Genomic DNA, 26,783 nt, shown 5'->3' with positions numbered 1-26,783 from the left:
GCGTGCCAGCGTGGTGCGAATTGGTAATGGCCCTCTCATTTGCCCACCTTCTTCCAGCGTGAGACCGCGCGTTGAATGGTCGTGCCATGCGCATCAGGGCCGAGCGCGGGCAACAAGCGCTGGACGTCCAAATCGTCAAACTTGGGTGCGAGGAACGGGTTTAAACCATCTGGTGCTCCGTTGCGCTTCCCGTAATAGGCCGCGAAATGCGCAACTGTTAAGTGCGTGTCACGTCGGTAGAGACAAACACGAATGGCCTTCTTCACGAACTCAAAGACCAGCCCTTGTTCATACGCGGCAGCATGGAAAAGCCGCATCACAAAATCTGAGGTCTGAACCTCCTCAGATGAGCCCAGAGAGACAACGCCCGCGAGATGCTCAAGCACCATGGGAACACCACCACCTTCTGTGGCGAATGAAACTTTCGGAATTTCAATTGGCTCAACGCGACGTACCAGTTGATTGTCCAAATTGACGAGCTCAACCAGTTCGTGTGTCCCTGTCATGACCACATTAACCGGCCATGTCAGGTTGTTCATCAAGGACTTCATCGCACTCAATGCAAGGCGGATTTCTCGACCATTTTGATTGAAAATCAGATCCTGGCATTCATCCAAGCAAACAAATTTGATCTCCCGTTTGCGAAGTTGTTTCGCCACAACCTCCCAGACTTCATCCGATTTTCCGCTTTTGCGTTTGCCATATCCGACATCTTCTAAGATGCGTTGACCAATCTCCATCACAGTGGTCGTCCCGGGCACGCGCACCAATATGATGTCTAGCTGACGGTCAGCGGTGTTTCGGCGAATGTCTGGAAGTGACTTAACAACATTTTTCAACAACCAGGTCTTTCCGCCACCTGGTGCTCCCGCGAGCAATATGCCCTCGGTTTCTGTGTCCAAATCTGCCTGCGCTTCTGCGCGGCGCTTATACAGCAGCTCTTGGAATTGCGTCTTAAATTGCGAATAGGTTCGGGTCTTAACGAATATCTTTTCCAACCGCGCACATTGCGCGGCAACCCATTTATGGTGATCCTCGGAAATCTCATTCATCACCGATACTCCAGGAAGTGCCTGGCAAGCCGTCATCTAAAGACACCTGGACTTCTTGACCAGTTTCGCCCGATGGCTCGACTGCTTCGGGATCCTTATTATCGGGACCAATCAATTCGCCAAACAAGCCATCTGGATCATCGACGACCGGGTCGAACTCAACCGAAACACCCAGATTGGTTTTCTGCTCTTCCCACGCGATCTGCGCTTGAGTGATATTGTGCTCGGTCAAACTTTGGCGGATGTTTGCCTTGCGATCAATCGTTGTGATTTTCAATAATGAGTTGCCGACTATGCTCTGCACCATGAGTGCTTCACTCCGAAATTTGGTTCGGAAAGCTGTAAGCTGGGCCTGCCAGTCCTGCCACGCCACTCCTTCAAAACCTCGCTTCACACATTTGGCGGGATACCATCTGTCGCCAACCTCGATTGACACGTAACCGATATCCAACGGATCAACTCGAACGCGAAATTCACGGTCCCAGCTGTGTTTGACGTATTCTCGAAGTTCGTCACAGACGTAGTCTAGACAGGCAAACCTAACCCCTCGGTTGCCAAGCTTGCAGTTGATTTCCAGTCCAAAAATGGCCCGTCGGGTTATTTGATCCACCGGCACCGCAGTGCGGGTTTCAGACAACCGTTTCCAGCAGTTTGCAGGTGTTTCTCCATGCAATCCACCGTGCTCTCGGTTATGATAAACGTCCACGATAAACAGGACTAATATTTGGGTCAGCTCATCATCGGTTAGAGCGGCATGCTTCCCCGGGTCAAAGCCACCTTTCTCCGCGATCGATCCAAAAGTGCGCGCGGTCAGAAGCGGCATTAACTCTGTACCAAACGTGCGGAAAATGCGTTCAACGCGACTGCGCAACCTTGCAACGCCAGCTGGAGTAGTCGTATTTTCCGCACCTAGATCATTCGTCACTCGCCGCACATCCGGCGCAATTAGTGCATTGCCATTATCGTGTACAATCTCGTGCGGATTGCCTCCCATAGGCCAGGCACATGCACAGCCGAACGCTTCTGCGATATCCGTCTTGTCACGCGTCAGCTGTTCGATCACCTGAACGACGCTACCCGCTTGCGGCTCCGCACTTATTTTTACGCCAACGACACACCGCGTCGCGCAGTCCAGAGCCAAAGTCAGCCAGCGACGTCCCTTAGGAATTTTCTTACGAAGATCGTCATCCATCATCTCCACGACAGCTGTGGTTTCAAAAAGCGTTGAAACATCAATTTTCCATTCGTCGATTTCGATGCGTTGCATTTGAAACTCGGCACGCACACCGTCATCGGCAAGGGAAAAGTAATTATTTGCAGCATCGAGTCCAAACCGTCGAGCATAGGCAGCAAACGGATCAATACGTTTGATTGCATTCTCAACGGCCTTGCGGCCAGGAACACGCAAAGGGCGTTGGCCTTCAGCCTTTCGCAACCTGTTCTGTTCTCGAAACATCCTTTTGGCATGATTGGCTTTGGCTGGATTGGACAGGGCTGCCGCTGTTGAAGGCAACAGTTATCGGTGTCCTGGCAATGATACTGAGTGTCATGCTGGCGTGGAGTGCCGCGCAATTCGCAGTGACCCGTTTTGCCACAGGTCTACCATTTCGCCGAAAACCTCGCATTGGAAGCAGAGCGAAAGAGGCAACCTAGTTTTCAACTTGATTGAGCACCGTCTCGGATCGTCTGTAACCGGCCATTCGTCGTCTCTGCAGCATCGGTCAAAACGGGCTCCTCGCTGCCGTTGGAGCAGGTGCAGCATCAATATAATCGAAGATTGTTGCTACCATCGTGGACGGCCCAAAGCCGACATCCATCGGCTTGTCTAAATGCTGCAGTCGCAGCCCAATTAGCCGTCATTCGCCGCAAGCGCGAAACCTGCCGTCGGGCCAACTCACGGTCTGCGGGACAAAGCAGACTTGTGCAGACGCGGCTATTGCCAACGCGGCATTTACGTGCGTGTGCAGTATCATGCATGCTGCAAGCGGCGGACGTCGCCGTACCCGCCATTCACCGAAGTCGGGCTGACCAAAATCAGGACAGTCCACGCGCAACAGTCTTCAAGACCAGTTCACAAACGGTCCGTTCAAAAGGCGTTTTGGCCATTCGAAGGCAACGATTGAGAAATGATGTAACATATATTCATCCGCCATCGCCGAAGATGTGCATCCCTAATCCGGCCTGTCTCCTCATGTTAGCATCTGATGCGGAGCGGCAATCTTTTTGTTGTCGTTGACGTGGATTTACCAACGACCAGGTTACTTATTCGATTGAATGAAATAGTCATGATGCAAATTCAATAGGTTGCGGTGATGTTGAGGAATGCGCCCTTATCGTCGAAAGTCAGATCGGTCAGGTCATCTGAGAAAGACCCGAAATTATAACCAACGCCTACCTTGAAGTGCTTGCCGAGATCGCGACTGATGACACCTAGAAAACCCGTTTCGCTAAGTCCGGCATCAATGGCCTCAAACCGCCGCATCTCGGCCAGGATATCCCAGTTCTGCGTCACGTCATACCGCACGTTCAAAACGCCTAGGATCGCGTCATTGCTTTCCAAATCCATCGTACCGTCCTCGGCGCTGTCACTGTACCGGCCACCGATTTTGGCGCCGAGCGTCCAGTTGCGAGTCAAGTCATAACTGCCCTCGACGCTGAAGACGTGGCTTTCCTGCACGGGCCCGGTTTCGACCGTGCCATCGATATCCTGTCCATACATATCGTAAAGGTAGCGGTAGCGGGTCAAAAGGTTGAGACGTTCGTTCAAGATCGGGCGATAGGCATAGCCAAGGCTGACATCGACAAGCGATCCGTTCAAAAGAGAGTCTTCATTGGTTTCCGTGTCCGCGGCATCAAGGCTGAATAACAGGCGTTGTTCGTCGCTTATCAGATACCGCGCGTCGGCAGACAGCAGAACGGTATCCGCGTCAGGGCGGGACGCTGCCTCGTCTGCAGTTTCAACCCGATACTCCACGCGTCCACGCGCTGTGAGGCTTCTGTCTTCGTATCTCAGACCAAAAGATACTGCGATCCGGTCAAAATCCCCATTGTCACTATCTTCGACCTGCGCAAATTCAATTGCCGTATCGTAGGTCAGAAAGTCTGAGGCGATATATTCGACGCCATACGTGCTGGTCAGTTTATTGGCCGTGTCGAAGATGTCGTAGGTGTTCTCGCCGAACATCGCTGTGCGGTCACTGATCTGCGTGCGCCCGCCGAGGATATATTTCCCGCCGTTGTCGTTTGGTGAGATGCCAGCATCAATCGCCCTGCCTGGGTCGAGCTCGTAGCCAAAGTAGGCGCTTAAGCATTATTGTCGCGACTGCGCTCGGCCAGGATGCGCCCGCCGATACCACCCGTGCCCTCTGACAGCTCTGCCGTTATGGCCCATCCATTGGTGAACTTGCGCTCTGCCCCAATACCAATGCGATTATATTCACCAAGGCCGGAATTATCGACGGTGCTTTGCCCAAATAATTGATATGACAGGGTATCAGAGGCGGCATAGTCAAGCTCTGCTCCGACAGTGATGCGTTGTCCGCTTGCCTCAGGTGTCGTCTGATCAAGCGTTTCAGCCGCAAATGCTAGACTGACGCTTTCGCTGAGGCGCCCGTTTACCTCGGCCCCGATTTCCGTCTTTTGGGTGCCATCATCGGAGTCTCTTCGGTCACCATAGATCGTCCAGCCCAGCCGCTCATCCGCTTCCACAACGACACGCGCACCGTAGAGGATTTCATCCTCTGTGACAGCGTAATCCAGTGTGTTGAAACCGGCGGTGCGATCCTCGTAGTAACCAGAGATGACGCCTGTGCGGCCAAAGTCGAGATCGGCAAGGTCGGCCTGACCTTTGATGCGCGCGGCGCGCCCCGTACCCGCGGTTGCTGCCTGTTCATCAATGAACAGGCCACCATCGGTCGAGAATGACACATCAAAGCCTGGGCCATCCGTTTCGGCGTAATCCAGTTGTACAAAGCTATTGTCGCCGAAATGATAGCGTAGATCGACCCCTACGGCGGTTTGATCCGTGGTACCGGTGGTGTCGCTCTGCCCTGTGATACCGACCCGAACATCATCAGTGACCCAGCCTTCAACACGACCGCCATACGCATAGCCGTCCACATCCAAAGCCGTTGGTGTATATTCATATTGCGCGATGAGATTGGCGTTCAAATCGCCGCCGGGGTTTGTCTGGATGAGGTTGGTGTTGCCACCGCTGCTCAGCGGCGTTGTGAGCGTGATGTATCCTTGCACATAGTTGATCGTATAGTCGCGTCCGGCCACTAAGCTCTGTCGTTCAACGACGCGACCGGTATCGCTGTCGCGCAACTCGACCGTCAGTGTTTCTGTCCCAACCGTGATATCCTGACGCCGCAGAAAGTAGACGGACCCGCCCGTGCCACGGAAGACCTCGCGGCCTACGAGTTGGTCGGGTTGTGCCGCATAGAGCGAGATCGAAGCACGCGGCTCGCCCTCTTCTGTGCTGGCAGGTGCGTTGTATTCAGCCTGCGCCCCATAGAGCGTGCGTTCGTTGCGCAGATAGGTGGATCCCGTCAGCGCTGCCCGATAATCCCCCCAGACAAAGAAATCGTCGTCACGTTCGACACGCAGGTAAATCTTGCCGGATGTCGGTGTGTTATCGGTGCTGCTGCTGTCATCACCGAAGGTCGGAAAGGTGTCTTCGGTGTCAAGCCTCCCTAGAACTGAGCGCGGGTCTTTCTCATCAAGGCGCCGGAAAAGCTGATCCAACTCATCTTCGCCGGTGTCCAGCGATGAGGTGATCTGAACGCCGCCATCGGTTTGACCATCAACGTAGTAGCGCAGACGGCCCGTTTTTCGTATTTCAGTTTCACCCGACTGCCCATCTTCGAAACGACCGATTGTCACATCGGCCAGGCCAAACAAGAACCAATCCGCGCGTGGTATATCGATATCACGGGTCAGCTCCACGGCGCGTGTGCCAGCCCCAGTGATCGCCACATCGATACCGTATGCACCAGCAGGCAAAATGCGCTGGATTACCAGCTTGCCCTCGCGGTCCGGGCGAACCCGTTCCCCAAGGGTCGACATGATGGCATCGGGAGAGACCTGTGTCGCAGCCACGGTCACGGCCCCACCCCGGATCGGGATGTTGCGGACGGCGGTGAAATCAACACCTTCTTCAATGCTCGCCGTTAGACCACGATCATCGGGGCGACTGATAGGAAGTGGCTCGGTTTCATCATAGCGACCGCGGCTGTCAATCACGCGGTGAACGATCACGATATCCTGACCGTCCGGCACCGTCACAGCGGCCGTACCGTTCAGCGCGATTGGGACAACGCCCAGTAGGCGTGGCCCACCAGCCGCGCCGCGATCAATTATCCGCATCTCGCCGCGAGTGACGAGGGCCGGGTAGTTCATTTCGCTCTTCAGAACCAGCCTATCCCCTGCACGATAGGCACGCGGGGCGCCAACGGTTTCTACGTTCAATCTTGCAATCGGGTTCAGCTCGTCAAAACTCACTTGTACATTCGCCTGCGCGAGCGCGATATCTGTCCGGCGGATCTGGTTGGTGATCCGTGGGTCCGCATTCACAGCAACACCGTCAATAGACAATGAGAACCCCGAATTGTTGACACTCGGCGCAACCCGGTCCTCGGTATTGGGCGGGACGGGTCCCGTCATCACCACCCCAGCATTTAGCTGCGCGCAACCGGCCCGCAGCTGGCCGTCGTCTAGAGTGGCACAATCATCCTCTTGCGCCAGGCCGAACGTGGGAAGCGACAGTGCTGTTGCACCGAGAAGAATGGCGATTTTCGAAGTCATGGCTTGCTTGTTCATTGTCTCGCCCTCCTCACTGCATCTGTTTCGTTGTGCGTTCGATGATCAGGCGGTACTGCCCCCCATCCGCCCATTGCCCGCGGATCAGCGCCTCCACCGCATCCAGGCGCGCTTGCGTCGTTTGCTGGCTTTCGCCATTGGCAAAATAGGAAAGTCGGATCACTGACGGGGTATTGACGATTTGCCTCAACAGCCCGTCGATCCCTTGCGACAACTGCTCGACAGGCTGTGCAGAGCCACCAACGAACGCCGCATTTGTCAGGTCGATGTCGACAACCCGTCCGAGGGCGGCGCCAAAGTTCATCTCCGCAAAAATGCCGCGTGTGAGGCGCATCACCAACGGGTTCTCTGTTGTGACGCGGTAACCGGTGGGCAATGAACGCTCATCCAGTTTCAGGGCAAAGTTTGATCCGATCGCGGCTGGCAGTTCGGCGCATGGGACGCTGAACCGGCCAAATTCATCAGTTGTGATGATAGTTCCGGTCGGCGTGAGCAGGCGCACATTAGGCAGACCGGGTTCGCCAAAAGGGTCCTGCTCCACGATGGTATCGCTAAGTTTGTCAAGCGCGCCATCGAATGCCGTGATTGGCCCTCTGGAGCTGAGCGTGTTGCTTGGCAAACGCCCGAAGGCGCCTTGATGGCCATCCATATTTCGGTCATCAAACACTTTGCCGATCACGTCAGAGCAGTCAAAGACAGCCTCTAGAGTGCGCCGGACCGTCGCCGTTCCGGTATTCGAAATCACTGCTTCATTCGTCGGATCACGTACATCGGCAGTATTGACCAGATCGCCGTAACCTGTATCTCCGGTCATCCGCGCCGAGAGCGTCACCGACAAGGTCGCGCCCGATACCAGATTGATATTGGTAAATGTCAGCGACTGTCCTGCCACATCCGGTTCAACTGACACTCCGTCGACACGGCCAGAGCCGGGCAGATAAACCAGACCTGCTGGCAGCTGATCGCGGACCAAAACAGGTGCAACACTGTCGGTACCGTTGTTTTGAATCGTAATCTCGTACGGGACGACCTCGCCAACCAGGAAAGCGTCCCGGCCACCGCGCACGACTTTCGTAACGAAGATATCAAGGTCTGACGGTGACAATGTGGTAGAAACAGGATCGATAGGAATGTGGTTGTTGACGACATCAGGATCGCCAGCCTCCAGCGCAAAACTGAGGAAGTAGGGTGTTGCGGCGAGTGGATTAGGTGGTTGATCTGATGCCGAAAGCTGACAGCTGCCTCCTGGTACAGCATCGCGGTTGGCACCGTTCGGAGCCGTGCAGGTCGTGCCCTGCAATGCCCCATCTTGGGCGGGAATGACCGACGAGACCTCAAGGAGGAAATCGGCAGGCACGGCTACGATACTAATCTGATACGTCGTTTCGCCAGCAGCTGGGCAGGCAGCCGCGTCGCCACCAGGGACAACATCGAAGGCATAAAAGCCATCAGCCGCCGTCGTTTGTGGTTGTTGGCCCGACAGGAAGCATGCCGTCGGGAATGCTGAACCTGTCCCATCGACCATCTCTAGCGTAACGCCCGCAACAGGATCGCCAGTTGCAGAGTTATACACCGTACCTTGCGGATCAATCGGCTGATTGACGTCCGTTACATCGGCGTTGCTTGCGTCGATGATGACAGGGGCTGACATACCGACCCCAACGCGTTCGGGAGTGAGAAAGAGCACCGAGTACTCTCCACTCGGGAACCCCGCAAACTCATAGAATCCGCTGCCATCGGCGATAGTCTCATCGACAACGCTGCCGTCACCATTTATGAGCTGTACAACGTACCCGTCCCCTGCGGATCGATCATCTTGTGCTCCGAGTACACCGTCACCGTTATCCAGAAACACGGTGCCGGAAAGTGAAAGGTTCGAAGCCAAGAATGGCAGCAACACTTCTGTCGGCTCATCACGATCATCGCCTGCGATACCATTTGTGTCGGTCCCAGCAGGGTCAGGCACGATCACAACACGACCCTCGGCGTCTGGTGCTGGTTCCGTTCCGGTGTCGGAGATATCTGAAATGGGTCCGAACGAAACGCCAACACCACTCAACAAAGGCGCATCTGTATCGGGTTCTGGAACACCGGCCGCACTCAGTGTTGTGGCTACGGCTGTCCCGGAAACCGTGGCGGAACTAACGACGCGAAGCACCGCGACATCATCATCGTCGACAACGTATTCTGCCGTGAAAGCAGCCTCTTCACCCGGCAAAAGACCTTGCGGCACCATTGGGGCCAGATCTGTGTCCGTCAAAGGATCGGACACGGTGAGGTTGGCCAGTGCGACGTTGCCCGTGTTTATCGCGCGATACTCATAGGTGATCACATCTCCGGCTGTCCCGACGACGAGGTCCCCGTTGGTATCTGCGAAGTCAATGATCGAATTGATCAGCGTAATCGTCGGCATCTGTTCCGGCAGCAGCACCACTGTTGGCTCGTCCGCATCATTGCCAGCGACCCCATCGCTATCAGTCGTACCTGGAGTGCCCACGTCTTGCAGCGATCCCGCATCACCAATGTCCGGATCGCTTCCTGTGTCGGAAAGGTCGGTCACAGGATCCAAGCCGATAAGTGCGGTGTCCGGGTCAGGGCTGCCGTCCAAAAGGCTCGCCACGGCTGTCGAAGTGACCGTCGCAGATGCTTGCAGCTCACCAGTGGCTACATCGGTTGGCGTGATAACGTAGCTCATGCTCGCAACTGCGACGGGCCCCTCCGCGATCGCTAGATCACCGTCGAAGGCTGGTGCCGGTGAGAGGATGCCACCTGGTAGTCCGGTATCTGAGATCACCACATCCGCAAGCGCTGTATTGCCGGTGTTTTCGGCTGTGAAGACGTAGTTTGCGGTATCCCCTGCGTCACCGAAGATGCCGCTCCCATTGGTGTCCTGGACCTCGTCCGCCGCAAGAACCAGTGTCACCTGTGGCGCAACGAAAAGGGGCGTAATAGTTGGATCGTCCGGGTTCCCATTGCCGTCCGGATCGACGTTGGTCAGGTCATCAAGGTCGTCCGAGATCTCGGTGACTGACGCTCCATCTGGCGCAAGACCCACTACTGTCGAAACATTGATGACTTCACCGCTGTCAATATCTGGCTGCGAAACAGCATAAGTGACTTGATAGGTTGCGGTCTCACCAAACTCCAAAGTCCCTTCGGAGGAGCCCTGATCGGCGCCTTGGAACTCAATATCCGCTGAAATGTCGCTACTGCCGCCTGCCGCATTCGTTACAATATTAGTCAATGTCACATCGGTCAGTGTGACATTCCCGGTGTTTTGGACGGTGATGTCATAAACGATCACTTCGCCGACAACCGTCGGATCAGAAATCGCGACTGCATCACCTGTCTGGACAATGTCGATGCCGGGTTCCTGCGTAAATGCCGTGCGGGTTGGATCATCAGTTGTCGAAATCGGAGAGTTTGGATCATCAGAGATATCGCTGACTTCGACATTGCGTGTATCGGTCCCCATCGCAAGAACGCTATTGTCGACTGCACCGCTATCGATATCGCCAGCGGTTATGGCATAAGTGAGCGTGTAAGTTGCCGTTTCCAAAGGTTGCAATGTGCCTTCTGAAGAAGGCCCATTTGAACGCAGATAGGCTACATCGCCGCTTAGGTCAGACACGTTGCTGTCGTCATTTGTAAGCGTGTCGGTCAGGGCAACCCCTGAGAGCGGTAGATTCCCGATGTTCTGTACAGTAATGATGTAGACAATCTCTTGTGTTGGGAGCGGTGGCGTCGTCAGGCCATTTGTATCACTCGCCTTGGTCACCTCGATCGCGGGCGTCGCTGCAAGCTGTGTAGTGACCGGATCGTCAGGATTGCTATCCGCGTTAAGATCAACATTTTCGGTATCATCACTGTCGTCGGAGATATCGGCGACCTGCGTTGTACCATCGGGCGCCGTACCACGAGCCGAGATCGTATGCTCGATCTCTTCGCTCAGAATGTCATCAAGCGTAACCTCATAGCTTGCCTGATAAGTGGCGGTTTCGCCTGCATTGAGCGTGCCCTCAGGGGAGCCACCATCAGCGGGGACGAAGTCAGGTGCTTGGGTCAACATTAGCGCGGTTCCGTCCGCGTTTTCCAAGATCTGATCAAAGAATGTGATGTTGCTGAGGGGTAAAGCACCGGTGTTTTCGACCGCAATCGCATACCTGATTGTGTCACCAGCCTGAACGGGGTTAGCAAAGTCATCTGTATCCCCGGTCATCACAACATTGATGCCTGGCGCGCCAAGCAATGGAGTCGTTACCGGGTCATCAGGGTTGCCATCGTTATCTGGGTCAACATCTTCACTATCATCGGTGTCATCCGAAACATCAGAGACTTGCGTCACCCCATCGGGTGCGGTGCCCCGCGCAGAGATCGTATGTTCGATTTCCTGACTGACGATATCGGCGAAGGTAACGTCATAGCTCGCCGTGTATCTGGCGGTCTCCCTGGGTTGTAGTGTCCCTTCGGCAGACCCGCTGCTCGAGATGGCAAAGTCGACATCCTCGGTGAGCATGAGTGTTACGCCGTCAGCGTTGTCCAATGTCTGGTCGACCAGGGTAACAGTAGTCAAAGGAACAGCCCCGGTGTTTTCAACAATGATAGTGTAGTCGATTGTATCGCCTGCCTCATTTGGTGTGTTGAAGGCGGATGTATCCCCGGTCATCACAACATTGATGCCTGGCGCGCCAAGCAATGGAGTCGTTACCGGGTCATCAGGGTTGCCATCGTTATCTGGGTCAACATCTTCACTATCATCGGTGTCATCCGAAACATCAGAGACTTGCGTCACCCCATCGGGTGCGGTGCCCCGCGCAGAGATCGTATGTTCGATTTCCTGACTGACGATATCGGCGAAGGTAACGTCATAGCTCGCCGTGTATCTGGCGGTCTCCCTGGGTTGTAGTGTCCCTTCGGCAGACCCGCCGCTCGAGATGACAAAATCAACCGCTTCGGTTAGCATCAGTGTTGCGCCATCGGCATTTGTCAGCGAGGCATCAAAGAAGGATACTGACGTTAGCGCGACATCGCCCGTGTTTTGCACCGTAATCGTGTAATTCACGGTATCGCCAGGTTCATTTGGTGAGTTAAATCCGGATGTGTCGCCGGTCATAATGACGTTGATGCTGGGTGCATCGGCATCCAAAACAACCGGTGTCGGTGTGTTCTCGTCCGCGTCCGATCCGTCGCCGTCATCATTCTCATCCGGGTCGACACCGTTGTTTGACAGATCGCTGACCATGTCGCCGAAGGACGTGCCTGCGGCGGTCGCATTGTTTTGATAATTGCCGGTGCCAAATCCTTGATCGGTGACGGTGGTGACGCGCACTGCTACCTGTACAATCGCAAATTCACCCGGTGCTAGCGTGCTCGTGGGTTCAATGAGACCCGTCTCCGCACCAGTTCCGGAGAAATCAGGGTTAACGGAAACCCCGCCGCTGACATCTGCGGTCTGCAGTGTTGGTGCTGTCTCAATCCCGTAGTTTCCAGCGCCAAACAAGCTGTCGAGATTGTCTGTCAACTGCACGTTCGTCAGTGGAAAATCGGCTGTTGGGTTTTCGATCCGATAATTGAAGGTCACGACATTGCCGGTCACATCGGCGTTTTCCTTAGCAGCCATGATGACCGGTGTTTCGTTCACCACCGTTTGAACCACTGGTGTCGAAGCCGGGAGGCTCAGTGTATCTGCTATCCCGCGTGCAGCGTTTCGGTAAATGTCGCCGCCTTCGTTACCCGTGGTGGCAATTCTAAAGTCGATGGAACGTAGACCAAGAACGCCAAGCTGCTCTGTATCGATCAGGCGAATGGCTGTGACCTCTGTTCCATCCGCTGGGCAGAGGCTCGAAGATCCTCCGGCGGCTGGTGTCGCGGTTGGGTTGACGGCAAATCCGGCCGTACCCTGGCACCAATTGGTGCTGCCCGTCGTCAGGCTGTTAGATGCATCTGTCGGATCTCCGTCAACGGCGGAGGACCCATCTTTAGTGAAGTACATGACGGCGCTAGTGGATTGCGGCGTGGCCGACGTGTACGCAATATCACCTGTGAAATTTGACCCCCGTCCGTCGCCCACAAAGGGTAGCACATCAATGATGTCGATCTCGTTGAACGGGTTCTGCGTCGCGTTGAAGTATTCCAGCGTGTAGTCAATGCTCTCCTCTGGATCGATGCTATCCTGAGCAACACGTTTGGTGATCAACATGGCGTCGGGCGAGTTTACTGTCACACGCCGAAGATCGCTCCGCTGCTCCGCAGAACTGGCATCAATTGCCGCATCGATACGCGCGACATTGTCGAGTTGCGTATTGTTCGCGGTCGTCAGTGGGACATCGATATCAAAGCTAATGGATTCAATCGGCACATTTGTCGTGAGTGTTCCCAAATCCCACGTGAGAATTTGGCCGGTCACCGATGTGCCAGTTACCGTTGGTGCAAGGTTTGTACTGCCTTGTACCGATGTGCCTTCGATGTAAGTGACACCAGCAGGGAGTTGATCCACGATCGTGACCGTATCCTGAATTGCACCAGGCGCCGTAAAGGTCGGGTTGAGTGCATAGGATATCTGTTGTCCCGCATCGACCGTGTTGACGCTGTCCGAGGGCAAGGTCTGTTTGTCAATCCGCGCCAGTGCATTGGTAAAGAACAACCGGTCCCCACACGCCCGGCGATTGTGATTGATGGTATCCCATTCGCCTGGGACATAGCGACAGTTCCGGCTCCCAAGATCTGAGGAGAATGTGCCCCAGGTCTTAAATAGCGTGCCGATATCCACACCGGTCAGCGCAGATGCCTCATACGCGCGAAGCTGCACCTGAAGGACAGCGCTGTCGCCAGACTCCAGCGGATTCACTTTGCGCAATCGTACTTTTGTGACCGCCCCTGCGGCTTCAGCGTCTGAAAGAGTGCCGAACCAACCTGTTGCAGCTGTACATTCTGCGGGAATCGCGCTGTTGGGCGTCGGGGACGCATCGAGAAATGCTGTCGAGATATACCCAACACCGTATTCGACAAAGTAGTCGACACCTTCCGTTTCACCACCACAATTGGTGCACCGGGCTGGGTCAGAACCCGTGTTTGCATCCGCGAAAGGCGCGTAGTAGCGGCTGTCGAATACCGCGCAGACACTGCCATTGGCGATTGACGAAAATGAGTTGTTCGTAAAGCTCGTCTGCGTTGAAAACACCTCACCCGGTAAAACGGGCCCATCGCCAGATCCCCGCGACGTAGCAGTTGTCGGTGGGTCAGTCGGGGCGCTGCAGTCGCCCTGATCGCCAAACGGTGCCGCACATCTATAAAAGTGATTGAATAGCCCGCTACCTTCCTCAACCGTGAATGCGACTGTGTTGTCAGCATCGTTTTCGCCGCCATTGGCGTCTTGGGGCGCACCATTAAAGTTCGCTTGACCAGACGCGCTTGTTGGCGAGAAGTTTTCGAGCACGTTTACAGTGCCGAGCGAGCCTCCAGCGGCAGAGATATCCGTCAGCGGAAAAAATACGGTCAGCTGCCCAAAACTTGCGATCCGATTATCTGCGGAAATAGCCGTTCCATTCGATGTTTCCGTCGGGAAATGGCTGAGCGAAAGATCTGCGCCAGTAATTGTGACAGCGGCATTATTTGTATCCAGCCCCGTGCAGGAAACCGTACCCGCGTTAATGACGCTGCTCTCAGCATTTGCTGGACTGAACACGGGCAAAAGAGTCTGCCCCACTTGAATGTTACTACATGCGGTAACAATCGCATTGGGTGATACTGAGCTTGCATCTTCTAAGAAGGAAATATCCCCAACGACAATCTCATTACCAAAGTAAGGATCAGGGTCGTCGCTTGCGTTTCCATTTGTGTTCGCGCGCAAGGTTTCGACAAAGAAAAAGTAATTGATACTGTAACCGCTGACCCCGCTATATGTTGCGGGCGCAGCATTTCGGACTTCTTTTCTCAAGTTGTAGTGGGGCTTTGCTGTTATCTCGACATCATCAACGTCTGAGATGTCGTCCACAAGCGGCGCGCCCAGCGTCGTTGCAGAAAGCTCCGCAGATGCGAGGCCCGACGTTGTTCCATTCAGTGCATCGCTCATCGCACCCGCAACAAAGGTGATTACTGAACTGAAACCACCGTTGTTGCCACGCAACCCCAAATCACAAGAGACTGTTGAAGGATCGGCTAAAGTGCCCGAACCGGTGATTGCAGACGTCCCGCTCAGGCAAGTGCCAGGGAGTTGATCCCAAACCAGGCCTGGTTCCAGGACCGCCCGGATGGCGATTTCGTCACCATTCGGGTCAACGCTAACGGCGAACTCGTAAGCCACCCCATCATTTGTGCGGACCAGATCGTCGGCTCTTGAAAAGTCGCAACCGTTTACCGCGGCGGTTGGACAGAGGTCATCACCAACCGTGTTCAGTGTCCCGATAACACCTCCGGTGTCACCACGCTGCACGTCAAAAGCAAAGATCCCCGTACTCGTTGGTGACTGGGCTTCCGCCGCCGTGGACGCTAATTGGATAGATGCGACAGCGAGAAAGAGGAGTTTCGCTATCACTTGATACCAGGATTTTGTGCTTTGGGGCATAATACTCTTTCCAAAATTCCAACTTTGTCGACGTCGACATTCGTTTTGTTTGCTCGCTTCAGGCCGGAGTTCGCACCTAAGAAACAGGTTTCAATTGCGCGGTTTGCTGTAGAACGGATAACGCCTTAATAGGCATCGTTGGTGCCTCTATCAGAAGCGCCTAACTCCAATTCTGAACGGCTAAAATCGCTGGGCGATGTGGCGCACTAGATGCAATAACGCCAATTGCCTCTCCCGGCTCGAGATGACAAATCTGCCGGCATCGCGGAGCTGATTGTTGCGGACGAAGTAGTCCGTCGCATCACCAAAGAGGTTTACAAAACCATAGTATCTGGTGTCGTCATACCATTTGACCCGTACTGGCCGGTACTCGCGATTATCAGGTTCCGAGCATCGTCTAGCGGACGATTGAGGTGCGTTTTGCACAGCGTCAAGTGCAATCACTTCGACAACTCGCAGCCCGCGTGGCCCTTTGCTAACAAATGCTTCGATACGACTTCCCTCTGCAACCGAGCTCTGGCCAAACTCTGTGAGCGTGTATTTTTGTAGAAGGATGTCGTCGGCTGTCTCTACACTCTCCACAAAGCCATAACCTTTGCTCGGAGCAAACCACTTCACATTGCCTTTTATGAGGCAGACTCGTTTTTCGTCGTATAATCCAGATCTCATCATTGTCCTTATCACTCTTTAAATCTTGGTTCTTTTCCGAGCGGCTTTACGTTTCAACATCTGTCAAACGGGCGACCGCGGTTCGCTTGGATTTGCCCTAAAGGACATGTCTTTTCAGCAATGGAAGATGAGTTTAAAAACTGACTACAATTTGACCGTGTATGGTAAATTTGGCTGTTTTTCTTTGCTGTTCGCGATTGATGCAAACAACGCCATCTTGCTGAATGCGTTGCCAATTCTTCAAGAAACCGAAAGTAACAACACAAATGCGCCCAATTTAAAGCCTGAAAATGTCACAATCCTTAATAGATTGTTAACGGAGCACGCACGCGTTAGATGCAGAGTGGGCCAGAGTTACGTCCTCAGAACTTAAGCTAGACTATCTAACTGGTGATCCAGTCTGCTGGAGCTAGCCGAAGTGGGAGCAGCGGTCAATGCAACCGGAGTATTGAGAATAAAACGCCGATCTTTTGAGTGAACGGATCATTAGAATGACCAAAGAGACGATTGCGGGCGTGAATATCCAGGAGCGGTACAAGATGCATAGCAATAGCGATGCGATGTTTGACAACTCCTCGCTGAAAGACCCTGCATCAAAGATGCTATTAACATCTGAAGTGAAACGTCATCCCGTTCCGCACGTTATGGATTGACGTGTTCCATCCATTGGATGCAACGACGCGTTCGCGTCGGGTCCTGACGTTTAGCATTTGAGCAAGAGCATTTCTTACGTCACTCACCAAGGCGATTGGGAGTTGTTTATCAGTTCTTCACCTACCATTGGCATTTTGAGGTACCGCGAAACCGTCGGGACCGAACATGAAGATCAAAGAGCTACTTGCGGAAAAGCCTAAGAAGAAGGTTGAAGGCATCTTACCATCGGCCACACTACAGGACGCCGCGACAAAGCTGATCGATCTCAAGATCGGGGCGCTTGTTGTCTTTGAGCGAGGCGACAGGATGGTAGGCATCGTCTCCGAGAGAGATCTTTTGCCAGTTGCTGCAAACCCTGACGACAGATTGGCGAATATATGCGTTGAGACAGTTATGACGCGGGACGTCATCACTTGCAGTCCCGATGATGAAGTTGGGCATTTACTGCAGCTGATGGGTGCACACTCGATCAGACACGTTCCTGTAGTTGAAGACACCGAAGTGATCGACATTGTCAGTATCAGAGAACTGACAACGGCATATGACCTTCTGCGAAAAGAGGCAGAGACCGATCCTTTAACTGCATTGCCAAACCGTCGAACATTCCTGCGAAGACTTGAAGTTGAGTATGCACGCGCCACACGCTTTAAGCACCAGCTAGCCGTCGCGATGATCGACATCGATCATTTCAAGGCAGTCAACGACGTCCACGGCCATGATGCTGGTGATCGGGTCCTGCTGGCGATTGCCGCTATGCTCATGACTGAGCTTCGTACGATCGATCTGGTTGGGCGCCTTGGGGGTGAGGAATTCGCAGCTATCTTTCCTGAAACAGATATCGGACGGGCCAAAGTGGCGTGCCAGCGTTTGCTTGATACCATTGAGGCCTGCACATTTTCGATAAGGGGGGAAACAAATCCGCGTTACGGCGAGCATTGGTTTGGCAGGTGTGTCGGCGACGACATGTGAAGGAAGCTGCATTTTAAGGCAAGCGGATGAATCCCTTTACGATGCCAAGCGTAGTGGTCGTAATCGCCTAATGGCCAAAGCTTGCTGAACCGAGTGGCTGCCATCCAAAGCTTTTAAGCAGCGATTTCGTTCCTATTGTCTGCGGGGTGGTACGCGGACAAAGCTGATATGCTCCGAGATCGAGATTCTGGTTCGGCGCTTCTAGCTCGGCGAGAAGCGAGATCCCGCGGTCTCTACGGAGCCCAAAAATCAATGCATGCAGCGATATGCATATATGGGTGACGCCCTGCATTACCTTAGCTTGCATGAAGTCATGTTTGATATAGGCTAAGTTGTAGCCAGCATGGCCGGGGTACAGTTTGGGGAGGCTGCCCAGAATGGCGCGTATCAGCGAGATACACTACTCAAATGCCCACGCGAGCAGTACTGGCGTTGGCGAGTTCTTCGAGGTTGCGCTTTCGCCGGGCGAGGATTCTGCAGATTTCTTCGTTTCAACGTACAATCAAAACGGATCGGTCAATATTGATATCCCTCTCACTGATCCGGGAATTACCACAAGTTTTGATCCAGCCTCTGGCGAAACGATTTACGTTATCTCCGGTGCAACATATGGCTTCTTGTTAACCGACCCAAACGGGGGAGGCAGCAACAACGAAGCGGTCGCGCTAACGGATGTCAGCGGTCCAACAAACGTCGTCGTAAACTTCTACGACATCGGCGGTGGAACCACCGAAATCGAAGCAACAAATGGGGCGGCGGCAGGGGCGACCTCCACCAATTTGGCTGGAGATTTCGGTTTCTCGATACAGTTCAATCAGCCTAACCCCGACACACCGGTCTTTGCTACAACGTCTCCAGGCACAGCCCAGGTCGTGTGTTTTGTTGCTAACACGCATATCACAACACCAAAGGGCGAAGCCCCCGTCAGATCTCTAAGCGTTGGAGATCTCGTCACCACCGTTGATCGTGGGCCCCAACCTATAAGGATGATAGTTGATCGCGAGATCAGTTTTCCTGAGTGGAACGAAGATCTCAAACCAATAGAGATCAAACCATGCAGTCTGGGCGGTGGCTTGCCGCTACGCACGCTTTGCGTATCGCCACAGCACCGTATTCTGTTAGCAAATCTGGCCACACGTCAAGCTTTTGGAATAGGAGAATGGCTCGTGCCAGCGAAAGCTCTCACGCGATTGCCAGGGATACGTCAGAAGACAGGATGTCGAAGAGTGACGTACTTCCATCTGGTTTTCGACCAGCACGAAATCATAGTCTCTGAGGGTGCCATGACTGAAAGCCTCTATCCCGGTCCCATGGCAACAAGTAGCCTTGATCGCGATTGCCAAAATGAGCTACGTGAAATCTTTCCGGAACTGTCATCAGAAATACCCAAAGCTGCACGACCATGTGTCGGTGCTGGAAGAGCCAGAAGACTTCTCCGCAAAGAGGAATTTGCGGTATCATGAGCATCCATTTGGTGCAAAAAGTAGACCCCCGCAACGCTTCACCGGACGTCAGCTCGTCCGGCAACCTGTAGATACTAGGCCCAATACATCTGCGACTTCCATGAATGGCCGCGTTTGGCACCGCACCGCGGCGTATGAAAAGATGCTATTGCAGCGACTTCTATTGTCTAAGCGCGCGCAGCATAAATTCCCAATGACCGAGTTGGGCTCTCTGCAGACCTCAGATGCGCCGCAGCAACTAACTGCTTACGGCCCAAGCCACTATAGAGAACGGCCCAAAGCCGACATCCAGGATTGCCCAGGCTCGCCTCCCGAAGCGGACGTTCGCACAGCTTGCGGAATTTGTTCTCTGGGGGCAAATACGCGGAAATCATCTCTTTTGGTGAATCTAATGACAACAAAGGGAACTTTCCTTCTCAGGGAGCCAAGCGCAACTTAGTGGCAGAGCGTGTTCATTTGCTTAAGTGGACCATCACGTAGTTCGACGAGCGGGGAAACTGTGTCCCAAGGCAGGCTCATGATCATGATTTCCGACGATCAAGTGCTTTCGGGCGCCAGGCAACTGATCGAATACCGACCGAAGGTAGCTTGCGTCCTTTGATCGAGGGCCGAACGCGAAATCACCAATGATCCAGAGATCGTCATTTTCTTGAACTCGGTCGCACATGTTTTCGATCAATACAGAATCCATCTCCTCCACGGTGGAAAAAGGGCGACCACAGAACTTCAGAACGTTCTCATGACCGAAGTGCGTGTCAGCAGTGTACCAGATCGTCATTTGGTCAGCCTTCGATCCTATGCTTGAAAAGCCCTCAGTTCTTCCGGTGTATAATCAAGAGCCAGCAACTTCAGTAGGATCAAATCCAACGGTAGCTGCGTTTCCGTCCACGCTCCATTTTCTGATGTTACGAAAAGATCATAACCACCTCGTTTGTTGGAGCTGATCTGTATTTCACGACCATTCAAGAAGTCCCACAGTCGCAACGGGCTAAGGTGGTCGGCATTATCTGGGTGCAGGTCTATCCCGGAGCACTTCGAAAGCACTGATGGCAATGCGACCATCAAAGCCTCCCAGTTTTGCTGCCTCTCCTGTGACTTCAACGGCTTCGCCTCGGGCGAAATGGAACCAGCAGCAGCCTTCAACGCGAATACCGGGGCAAACCTGGTCTCGAAATCATCTTGCGCCATTGGCTGCTCCTCAAAAAATCGGTGTGGTACACCAGCTTATATGTTTATCAAAGTTCACTGTTTTTTGGTCCTGAAGCTGCCGCTGTCGGAACTTCAACATAGCAGACTGCCAGCCAAACAATTCCTCTAATTCACAGTATACTTCATAGACGAAATCGTAAAGACCCGAGAAGCCGATTGTATGGAAGCGCAATCGGATAAGTTACTCAGTTCATTTGCATTTGTGGTACGCAGACGCCGGACTGCGCTTGGGCTAACGCAAGAGGAACTGGCACACCGGGCTGGCGTTTCGATGCGTTACATCTCTCTTTTAGAGACCCAAAAGCACCAACCGACGCTTGACACTATAAAGGGGCTTAGCGAAGGCCTCGAGACCACGATGACTGCGCTTGTCTCTGAAATCGAAGAACTGCTTCGCGAAGTCTAGTCCATTGAATTGAATCAATTTTATTGACTCCCAGCAACGAATGGGCTCTGAGCTAGAGGCCGTTTCGTGACCCAAATGGCCATGTCGGGTGACGCGTTTCACCACATGAACTTAGCGCATGGTTAACCGCACTTCGAATAGCCGCAAGACCCGCAGGTCATGCAGCCTTCGATCATCCGTAAATCGTAGGACCCGCAGGACGAACAAGCCTTGCCACGGGGGCCGCCGTTGATGGCCACCACATCTGCCTGCGGATCAGCCTTGAGGCCCATCCCCTCACCCGCAAGGAAACCAATCGAGATCATGTGCTTTTCAATCACGCCGCCAATCGCCGCGAGGATCGAGGGTACGTATTTGCCTTGCATCCATGCGCCACCACGCGGATCGAACACGGCTTTCAACTCTTCAACCACGAAGGACACATCGCCGCCACGCCGGAATACGGCAGAGATCATACGTGTCAGCGCAACAGTCCAAGCGAAATGCTCCATATTCTTGGAGTTAATGAACACCTCAAACGGGCGCCGGTGCCCAGCAATGACCAGATCGTTCACCGTGATATAGATCGCGTGCTCGCTGTCGGGCCATTTGAGTTTGTAGGTCGCCCCTTCCAACTCTTGTGGGCGGTCCAACGGCTCGGACATATAAACAACTTCTGCGCCTTCATCCTCGGTGCGGACTTGCGCTGGCACTTCGGAGGGCGAGGCTTCTTCGGACACCGACAACACTGATCCAGTCACATCATTCGGGCGATATGTCGTGCACCCTTTGCAGCCTTGGTCCCAAGCGGCCATATAGACCTCTTTAAAACCATCAAAGCTGATATCTTCGGGGCAGTTGATCGTCTTCGAGATCGAACTGTCGATCCACTTTTGCGCCGCGGCCTGCATACGCACGTGATCCAGTGGGGCCAGTGTCTGCGCATTTACGAAATAGTCGGGCAAGGGCGCATCACCTTTCAGCTCTCGCCACAGCTGCACGGCATAATCCACGACTTCTTCTTCGGTGCGCGAGCCATCCTTCTGTAAAACCTTGCGCGTGTATGCATAGGCAAAGACAGGTTCGATCCCGGACGAGACATTGCCCGCATAAAGGCTGATCGTGCCGGTCGGCGCGATTGAGGTCAGCAGCGCATTACGGATACCATTTTCACGGATTGCGTCTCTCACATCGCTATCCATGTCCTGCATCGCACCACTGGCCAGAAACTGGTCAGCATCAAACAGCGGGAACGCGCCTTTTTCTTTCGCAAGGTCGACGGACGCCAGATAGGCGGCACGTGCAATTTGATGCATCCACTTATCGGTCTGTGCTGCGGCCTCTTGTGATCCATAGCGCAGGCCGACCATCAACAAAGCATCTGCCAAGCCGGTCACACCCAAACCAATGCGGCGCTTGGCTTTTGCCTCGGCCTGCTGCGCGTCCAGCGGGAAGCGGGACGCATCGACCACGTTGTCCATCATCCGGACAGCGGTCGCAACCAGATCGGTGAGTGCTCTTTCATCCAATGCAGCGGCGGCTCCAAACGGATCAGCAACAAGGCGCGCCATGTTGATTGAGCCCAGCAAACATGCCCCATAGGGTGGCAACGGTTGTTCTCCGCAGGGGTTCGTCGCCGCAATTGTCTCGCAATAGTTCAGGTTGTTCATTTGGTTGATGCGGTCGATGAAAATGACACCGGGTTCGGCGTAGTCATAGGTGGATTGCATGATCGCATCCCACAACGCGCGTGCTTGCACGGTGCGATAGACCTCGCCCTTGAACACAAGATCCCATGTTGCATCCGCTTTCACCGCTTCCATAAATGGATCAGTGATCAGGACCGACATGTTGAACATCCGCAAGCGCGCCGGATCAGATTTTGCCGTGATGAAATCTTCGACGTCCGGGTGATCGCACCGCATTGTGGCCATCATCGCACCACGGCGCGACCCTGCAGACATAATCGTGCGGCACATTGCGTCCCACACATCCATGAATGACAGTGGACCAGAGGCATCCGCCGCGACCCCCATCACGCTCGCGCCTTTGGGGCGAATGGTCGAGAAATCATAGCCGATCCCACCGCCCTGCTGCATGGTCAGCGCGGCCTCTTTCAGCATGTCAAAGATCCCGCCCATACTGTCTGGAACCGTGCCCATGACAAAGCAGTTAAAAAGAGTCACAGACCGCGCCGTGCCCGCCCCCGCCGTAATGCGCCCTGCAGGCAGGTACTTGAAATCCGCCAGCGCGTCGTAAAACTTGCCTTCCCAAGCCTTCGGATCATCCTCCACCGCTGCTAAAGCACCTGCGATCCGCGTCCATGTGTCCTCAACCGTTTCGTCAATCGGTGTGCCATCTGCCTCTTTGAACCGATACTTCATGTCCCAGATTTGTTCGGCAATGGGGGCAGAAAAACGGGTCATGCGAGGCTCTTTCAGGTTGAAGTGTGACACAGCAGGCTGACATCATAGTGACGTCATCGAGATTCGGGAATGGGAATTTGGCAACGGTATGTCGCGGGGTTGCAGCATAAATTGGGTGAACTCGCAAATTACCACATCTGGTGTTTGCAATCAATGCGATTTCTACATATAGTGCTTTTGGCACAGTCGTTGAAGTTGAGACACAACGCCTTACGTCTAAAGTTCAACTCGGGGGATTGATGTCAAAAACCGTTCACATGCTCAAACTCTCTGTCGGCACCGAAGATGTCGCCGGACTAGAGGCATGGCAGGCAACCAAACGCGCCCAAACTGATAACGGCCTGCCGCGCCACATCACCCGGATGTGGCCCAAGCGGGGCGATGAGATTCTGAATGGCGGGTCGATCTTTTGGGTGATCAAGGGTGTGATCCTCTGCCGCCAACCCATATTGCGACTTGATGAATACATCGGGGCCGACGGTATTCGCAGATGTGCGATCGTTTGCAAACCGGGGCTGATCCGGGTGGAGGCGACCCCCAAGCGCGCCTTCCAGGGTTGGCGCTATCTGGCAGTCGCCGACGCGCCGCGCGACCTGCCCGAGGGGCGGCAAGACGAAGAAGCCTTGCCACCCGAATTGTCCAAAGCACTTGCCGCGATTGGTGTCCGGTAGTCCCTTAAGAGTTGCAGTTAACCTGGAAGGATCGCACTTCTCTCGTCTCCCCGCCCGCAAGTGTTGCATTGAACGATCTGAAGTTTGGCTCTTCAGCAGTGACTGCTACCGAACCGAGACCGGCATTCACGCACCACTGATCCATTCGGCTCAATACGACATCTCTTGAAACTTCTGATGGGAAGTATTGAACGATAAAAGTCTCATTAGACTGAAACATAATGTACATGCCAACCCGATCAGCCGGATCTGGAAACTGGTTTGCCAGCCGGGCCTCGCGGTTTCTTTGCGCTTGTTCGGGCGATACACAGGCGGCGGCAAGAAGCAGCAATGTACATATGGAGATGAGTTTCTTAGCTCGACTAAGCGCTGAGATCATTGATTGTTTGTCCTTCTAAATCTGATCGTGAAGCCCTTGTGGCTCCGCTTCTTCTTATCCGTTGCTATGTGGCTCAACCGAAGCGAGCATTCAAGAAGATTTACGGCGCAATGAGACCCTCGCCACCATCATCTTGTTCTGCCATGATTGCGTGCAGGAGGAACAAATATGACAGTCTTTACCAGTCCGTACCCGGACGTCGCAGTGACGGATCGGTCGATTACCGAGCGCGTTTTTCAAGGTCTTGAGAGCAGGTTAGATGACGTGGTCCTGACGGATGGCCCGACGGGTCGTAACCTAACTGCCGCTGCATTCATGGATCAGGTCAAAAGGCTCGCAGGTGGACTCGATGCCGCTGGCTTCGGCGCAGGCCGGACTGTCGCGATCATGGCCCCCAATATGCCAGAATACTGTATAGTCTTTCACGCAGTAGCCTGGGGTGGCGGCACGATTACTACGCTCAACCCGACCTATACCGCTCATGAGGTAGCCCATCAAATGGCTGACTCCGGTGCGCAGCTTCTGATTACGATTCCCGATTTTCTAGAAACCGCGAAAGAAGGCGCAGGCGATACACCCGTCATCGCCATCGGCACCCCGGAATACGCCGCACTCTTTGGTGATCCGATCATGGCGCAAGTGCCTGTTGACCTTGACGACTTCACCGTTGTTCTTCCCTACTCCTCTGGCACCACCGGCCTGCCCAAAGGCGTAATGCTTTCGCACCGCAACCTTGTCGTCAATGTTGATCAGGTGATTGCCGCCGCCGATTTTCAGCCAGGCGAGGTGGCCGCAGGCTTTCTACCTTTCTTTCACATCTACGGAATGACGGTATTGATGAACGTCCACCTCGCTGGCGGTGGGGCCATTGTCACTATGCCGCGCTTTGATCTGCCATTGTTTTTGCAGATCAGTCAGGACCACAAAGCCAAACGCATGTGGATCGTGCCACCCGTCGCCCTTGCATTGGCAAAGCATCCGCTGATTGATGACTATGATTTGTCATCGGTTGTTCAAGTGTTCTCGGGCGCAGCGCCGCTGGGGGCGGAGCTATCCGAGGCCGTGGCAAAGCGGCTCGATTGCCTGTCACTGCAAGGCTACGGGATGACCGAACTTGCCCCGGTCTCCCATGTCACACCGGGCAGCGCCCCCGGGCAGGCGGGGCTGGTCTTGCCGTCCCCAACACGGCCTGCCGCATTGTCGATACCGACACAGGCGCCGACCTCGCCGCAGGGGAAGAGGGCGAACTTTGGATCAAGGGGCCGCAAGTCATGCAAGGCTACCTCAACAATCCCGAGGCGACCGCAGACACAATCGCGGAGGGTGGCTGGCTAAGGACCGGTGACATCGGCAAGATCGACGCGGATGGCTATCTTTTTGTGACTGATCGTTTGAAAGAGTTGATCAAGTACAAAGGCTTTCAGGTTGCTCCCGCTGAGTTGGAAGCAACACTTGTGACAATGGCGGGCATCGTCGACGCCGCTGTCATTGGAAAGCCCGATGTAGAGGCCGGTGAGCTACCAATCGCATTTGTCGTCACAGGTGACCCGGCCCCAAATGATGCCGCGATCAACGCATATCTTGACCAACACCTGGCCCACTACAAACAAGTTCACGAGATACATCGCATCGAAGAGATCCCTAAATCGGCTTCGGGCAAGATACTGCGGCGACTGTTACGCGACGGGTTGCAGGGCTGATCACTGGACGGGCGCGATCGTACCTCTATAGTCCAAAGGTGTGATCACAAGGCCTCCAAACATGAAACCAGCTTCATCCCGCGCCGCCCGACGGCTCGCCCAGAAGAGCGGTAAATCGGCACCCTTAAGCGTTGCCGATCTGGCAGGTCGCGTGGCCAAGGCCAAAGTCAAAGGCGTGGACAAAGCACTGGAGACACGGGCCAAGCGCATTCTGACCTCTTACCTCGAAACGGCGCAATCTTACGGCCTACCCGTGAATGAGGTCGTGGCAGAGATGGCCAGCGGTCAGACAGCATGGCGTCTGGGCCATGCGGTGCGCGAAGAAATCCTCAAATCACCGCCCGATGCCGTAAAAAATGCCGCCTGTGCGCAAGGCTGCGCCTTCTGCTGCATCCTGTCGGGTGGTGAGGGCGGTGTGATCACCGGGTTTGAGGCGGCGCAGCTGCACGCGGCGGTTATGCCGTTGGCGGGCCAGCCCGATGGCCGCAACTGGCACCCCGAGGCTTGCCCGGCCCTTGACCCTGCAACACGCAGTTGCCGCGCGTATGATGCAAGGCCCATGATCTGCCGCTCTTTTCTTTCGACGGATGCTGGTGCATGCGAACGCAACGCGGCGGGCGGTCAGGAACAGGGGGCGGGGCTCCTGGGCAGTCACCTGGACTACCTCGTGGTCCATGCGCTTTGCTTGGCAAGCGCTGCGCGGTATCACACAAGTCCATACCTACAGCATGGCCGCAACGGCCGCTTCTGCCGTTGCAGGATCAGATAAGGCACATAGCCTGCAACATGCGCGTCACAAACCATTTGCATTGGATACGGCGTG

The 26,783-nt window shown here is 54.4% G+C and carries 16 protein-coding genes and 3 pseudogenes; 9 read left to right on the top strand and 10 right to left on the bottom strand.

Translation table 11 applies throughout. The annotated features are described in order from the left end of the window. Positions 1-35: 35 nt before the first annotated feature. The 6 genes from QTO30_RS18705 to QTO30_RS18680 form a co-directional block, all read right to left on the bottom strand. Positions 36-1,052, bottom strand: a complete 1,017-nt coding sequence (locus QTO30_RS18705; protein ID WP_340425552.1) for a TniB family NTP-binding protein — start codon at positions 1,050-1,052, stop codon at positions 36-38. Continuing rightward, on the bottom strand, positions 1,045-2,565 hold the full coding sequence (locus tag QTO30_RS18700; RefSeq protein WP_340425551.1) for a Mu transposase C-terminal domain-containing protein: 1,521 nt from the start codon (positions 2,563-2,565) through the stop codon (positions 1,045-1,047). Before QTO30_RS18700 ends, QTO30_RS18705 begins: the two co-directional genes overlap by 8 nt. Positions 2,566-3,348: 783 nt before the next feature. Then, the gene (locus QTO30_RS18695) at positions 3,349-4,236 is read right to left on the bottom strand and encodes a hypothetical protein (protein ID WP_340425550.1); all 888 of its coding nucleotides are present in this window, start codon (positions 4,234-4,236) and stop codon (positions 3,349-3,351) included. A gap of 119 nt (positions 4,237-4,355) precedes the next feature. Further along, positions 4,356-6,872, bottom strand: coding sequence for a hypothetical protein (locus QTO30_RS18690; RefSeq protein WP_340425549.1), 2,517 nt, complete (start codon positions 6,870-6,872; stop codon positions 4,356-4,358). Between the two features lie 13 nt (positions 6,873-6,885). After that, complete coding sequence (locus QTO30_RS18685) at positions 6,886-15,435, bottom strand: DUF7507 domain-containing protein (protein WP_340425548.1); 8,550 nt, start codon at positions 15,433-15,435, stop codon at positions 6,886-6,888. Between the two features lie 180 nt (positions 15,436-15,615). Next, positions 15,616-16,107 carry a cold shock domain-containing protein gene (locus tag QTO30_RS18680; protein ID WP_340425547.1) on the bottom strand — a complete coding sequence of 164 codons (492 nt, stop codon included), beginning with the start codon at positions 16,105-16,107 and terminating at the stop codon, positions 15,616-15,618. A gap of 488 nt (positions 16,108-16,595) precedes the next feature. On the opposite strand from QTO30_RS18680, the gene QTO30_RS18675 reads away from it, so the two are divergent. The 3 genes and pseudogenes from QTO30_RS18675 (at position 16,596) to QTO30_RS18665 (ending at position 19,190) form a co-directional block, all read left to right on the top strand. Then, positions 16,596-16,757, top strand: a complete 162-nt coding sequence (locus tag QTO30_RS18675; protein WP_340425546.1) for a hypothetical protein — start codon at positions 16,596-16,598, stop codon at positions 16,755-16,757. Between the two features lie 166 nt (positions 16,758-16,923). Then, positions 16,924-17,815 (top strand): annotated as a pseudogene (locus tag QTO30_RS18670) (diguanylate cyclase). Positions 17,816-18,104: 289 nt separating this feature from the next. Beyond that, complete coding sequence (locus tag QTO30_RS18665; RefSeq protein WP_340425544.1) at positions 18,105-19,190, top strand: Hint domain-containing protein; 1,086 nt, start codon at positions 18,105-18,107, stop codon at positions 19,188-19,190. A 472-nt stretch (positions 19,191-19,662) separates the two neighbouring features. Here QTO30_RS18665 and QTO30_RS18660 read toward each other — a convergent pair whose 3' ends face one another. Both QTO30_RS18660 and QTO30_RS18655 read right to left on the bottom strand, forming a co-directional pair. After that, entirely contained in the window at positions 19,663-19,968 is a 306-nt protein-coding gene (locus tag QTO30_RS18660) for a metallophosphoesterase (protein WP_340425543.1), read from the bottom strand. A gap of 17 nt (positions 19,969-19,985) precedes the next feature. After that, complete coding sequence (locus QTO30_RS18655) at positions 19,986-20,378, bottom strand: hypothetical protein (RefSeq protein WP_340425541.1); 393 nt, start codon at positions 20,376-20,378, stop codon at positions 19,986-19,988. A gap of 181 nt (positions 20,379-20,559) precedes the next feature. On the opposite strand from QTO30_RS18655, the gene QTO30_RS18650 reads away from it, so the two are divergent. Next, positions 20,560-20,805, top strand: coding sequence for a helix-turn-helix domain-containing protein (locus QTO30_RS18650; RefSeq protein ID WP_340425539.1), 246 nt, complete (start codon positions 20,560-20,562; stop codon positions 20,803-20,805). Between the two features lie 122 nt (positions 20,806-20,927). On the opposite strand, the gene QTO30_RS18645 is transcribed toward QTO30_RS18650, so the two are convergent. Continuing rightward, on the bottom strand, positions 20,928-23,210 hold the full coding sequence (locus QTO30_RS18645; RefSeq protein ID WP_340425538.1) for an adenosylcobalamin-dependent ribonucleoside-diphosphate reductase: 2,283 nt from the start codon (positions 23,208-23,210) through the stop codon (positions 20,928-20,930). Positions 23,211-23,449: 239 nt separating this feature from the next. Here QTO30_RS18645 and QTO30_RS18640 point away from each other — a divergent pair, with 239 nt between their 5' ends. Next, positions 23,450-23,881: a DUF1489 family protein gene (locus tag QTO30_RS18640; protein WP_340425537.1), complete on the top strand. Its 432-nt coding sequence runs from the start codon at positions 23,450-23,452 to the stop codon at positions 23,879-23,881. Between the two features lie 4 nt (positions 23,882-23,885). Here QTO30_RS18640 and QTO30_RS18635 read toward each other — a convergent pair whose 3' ends face one another. Then, the gene (locus QTO30_RS18635; RefSeq protein WP_340425536.1) at positions 23,886-24,260 is read right to left on the bottom strand and encodes a hypothetical protein; all 375 of its coding nucleotides are present in this window, start codon (positions 24,258-24,260) and stop codon (positions 23,886-23,888) included. Positions 24,261-24,428: 168 nt separating this feature from the next. Between QTO30_RS18635 and QTO30_RS18630 the strand changes: the two are divergent. From QTO30_RS18630 to QTO30_RS18615, 4 genes and pseudogenes are all read left to right on the top strand, one after another. Continuing rightward, positions 24,429-25,385: pseudogene (locus QTO30_RS18630) on the top strand (AMP-binding protein); the annotation flags it as partial. Further along, positions 25,340-25,504: pseudogene (locus QTO30_RS18625) on the top strand (hypothetical protein); the annotation flags it as partial. The pseudogenes QTO30_RS18630 and QTO30_RS18625, both read left to right, overlap by 46 nt. 27 nt (positions 25,505-25,531) lie before the next feature. After that, a complete protein-coding gene (locus tag QTO30_RS18620) occupies positions 25,532-25,960 on the top strand; it encodes an AMP-binding enzyme (RefSeq protein ID WP_340425975.1) in 429 nt (142 codons plus the stop codon). Positions 25,961-26,021: 61 nt separating this feature from the next. Beyond that, a complete protein-coding gene (locus QTO30_RS18615; RefSeq protein ID WP_340425535.1) occupies positions 26,022-26,729 on the top strand; it encodes a YkgJ family cysteine cluster protein in 708 nt (235 codons plus the stop codon). Positions 26,730-26,783: the final 54 nt, after the last annotated feature.

The sequence above is a fragment of the Yoonia sp. GPGPB17 genome, assembly GCF_037892195.1.
In the GTDB taxonomy this organism is placed as follows: domain Bacteria; phylum Pseudomonadota; class Alphaproteobacteria; order Rhodobacterales; family Rhodobacteraceae; genus Yoonia.
This window is presented reverse-complemented; position numbering and strand designations above follow the sequence as displayed.

What these genes read in the sequence shown, in the direction of transcription:
- QTO30_RS18705 (WP_340425552.1), bottom strand. Translation starts at nt 1,052, where the DNA reads ATGAATGAGATTTCCGAGGATCACCATAAATGGGTTGCCGCGCAATGT.
- QTO30_RS18695 (WP_340425550.1), bottom strand. Translation starts at nt 4,236, where the DNA reads ATGTTCGGCGAGAACACCTACGACATCTTCGACACGGCCAATAAACTG.
- QTO30_RS18690 (WP_340425549.1), bottom strand. Translation starts at nt 6,872, where the DNA reads ATGAACAAGCAAGCCATGACTTCGAAAATCGCCATTCTTCTCGGTGCA.
- QTO30_RS18685 (WP_340425548.1), bottom strand. Translation starts at nt 15,435, where the DNA reads ATGCCCCAAAGCACAAAATCCTGGTATCAAGTGATAGCGAAACTCCTC.
- QTO30_RS18680 (WP_340425547.1), bottom strand. Translation starts at nt 16,107, where the DNA reads ATGATGAGATCTGGATTATACGACGAAAAACGAGTCTGCCTCATAAAA.
- QTO30_RS18675 (WP_340425546.1), top strand. Translation starts at nt 16,596, where the DNA reads ATGACCAAAGAGACGATTGCGGGCGTGAATATCCAGGAGCGGTACAAG.
- QTO30_RS18665 (WP_340425544.1), top strand. Translation starts at nt 18,105, where the DNA reads ATGGCGCGTATCAGCGAGATACACTACTCAAATGCCCACGCGAGCAGT.
- QTO30_RS18660 (WP_340425543.1), bottom strand. Translation starts at nt 19,968, where the DNA reads ATGACGATCTGGTACACTGCTGACACGCACTTCGGTCATGAGAACGTT.
- QTO30_RS18655 (WP_340425541.1), bottom strand. Translation starts at nt 20,378, where the DNA reads ATGGCGCAAGATGATTTCGAGACCAGGTTTGCCCCGGTATTCGCGTTG.
- QTO30_RS18650 (WP_340425539.1), top strand. Translation starts at nt 20,560, where the DNA reads ATGGAAGCGCAATCGGATAAGTTACTCAGTTCATTTGCATTTGTGGTA.
- QTO30_RS18645 (WP_340425538.1), bottom strand. Translation starts at nt 23,210, where the DNA reads ATGACCCGTTTTTCTGCCCCCATTGCCGAACAAATCTGGGACATGAAG.
- QTO30_RS18640 (WP_340425537.1), top strand. Translation starts at nt 23,450, where the DNA reads ATGTCAAAAACCGTTCACATGCTCAAACTCTCTGTCGGCACCGAAGAT.
- QTO30_RS18635 (WP_340425536.1), bottom strand. Translation starts at nt 24,260, where the DNA reads ATGATCTCAGCGCTTAGTCGAGCTAAGAAACTCATCTCCATATGTACA.
- QTO30_RS18620 (WP_340425975.1), top strand. Translation starts at nt 25,532, where the DNA reads ATGCAAGGCTACCTCAACAATCCCGAGGCGACCGCAGACACAATCGCG.
- QTO30_RS18615 (WP_340425535.1), top strand. Translation starts at nt 26,022, where the DNA reads ATGAAACCAGCTTCATCCCGCGCCGCCCGACGGCTCGCCCAGAAGAGC.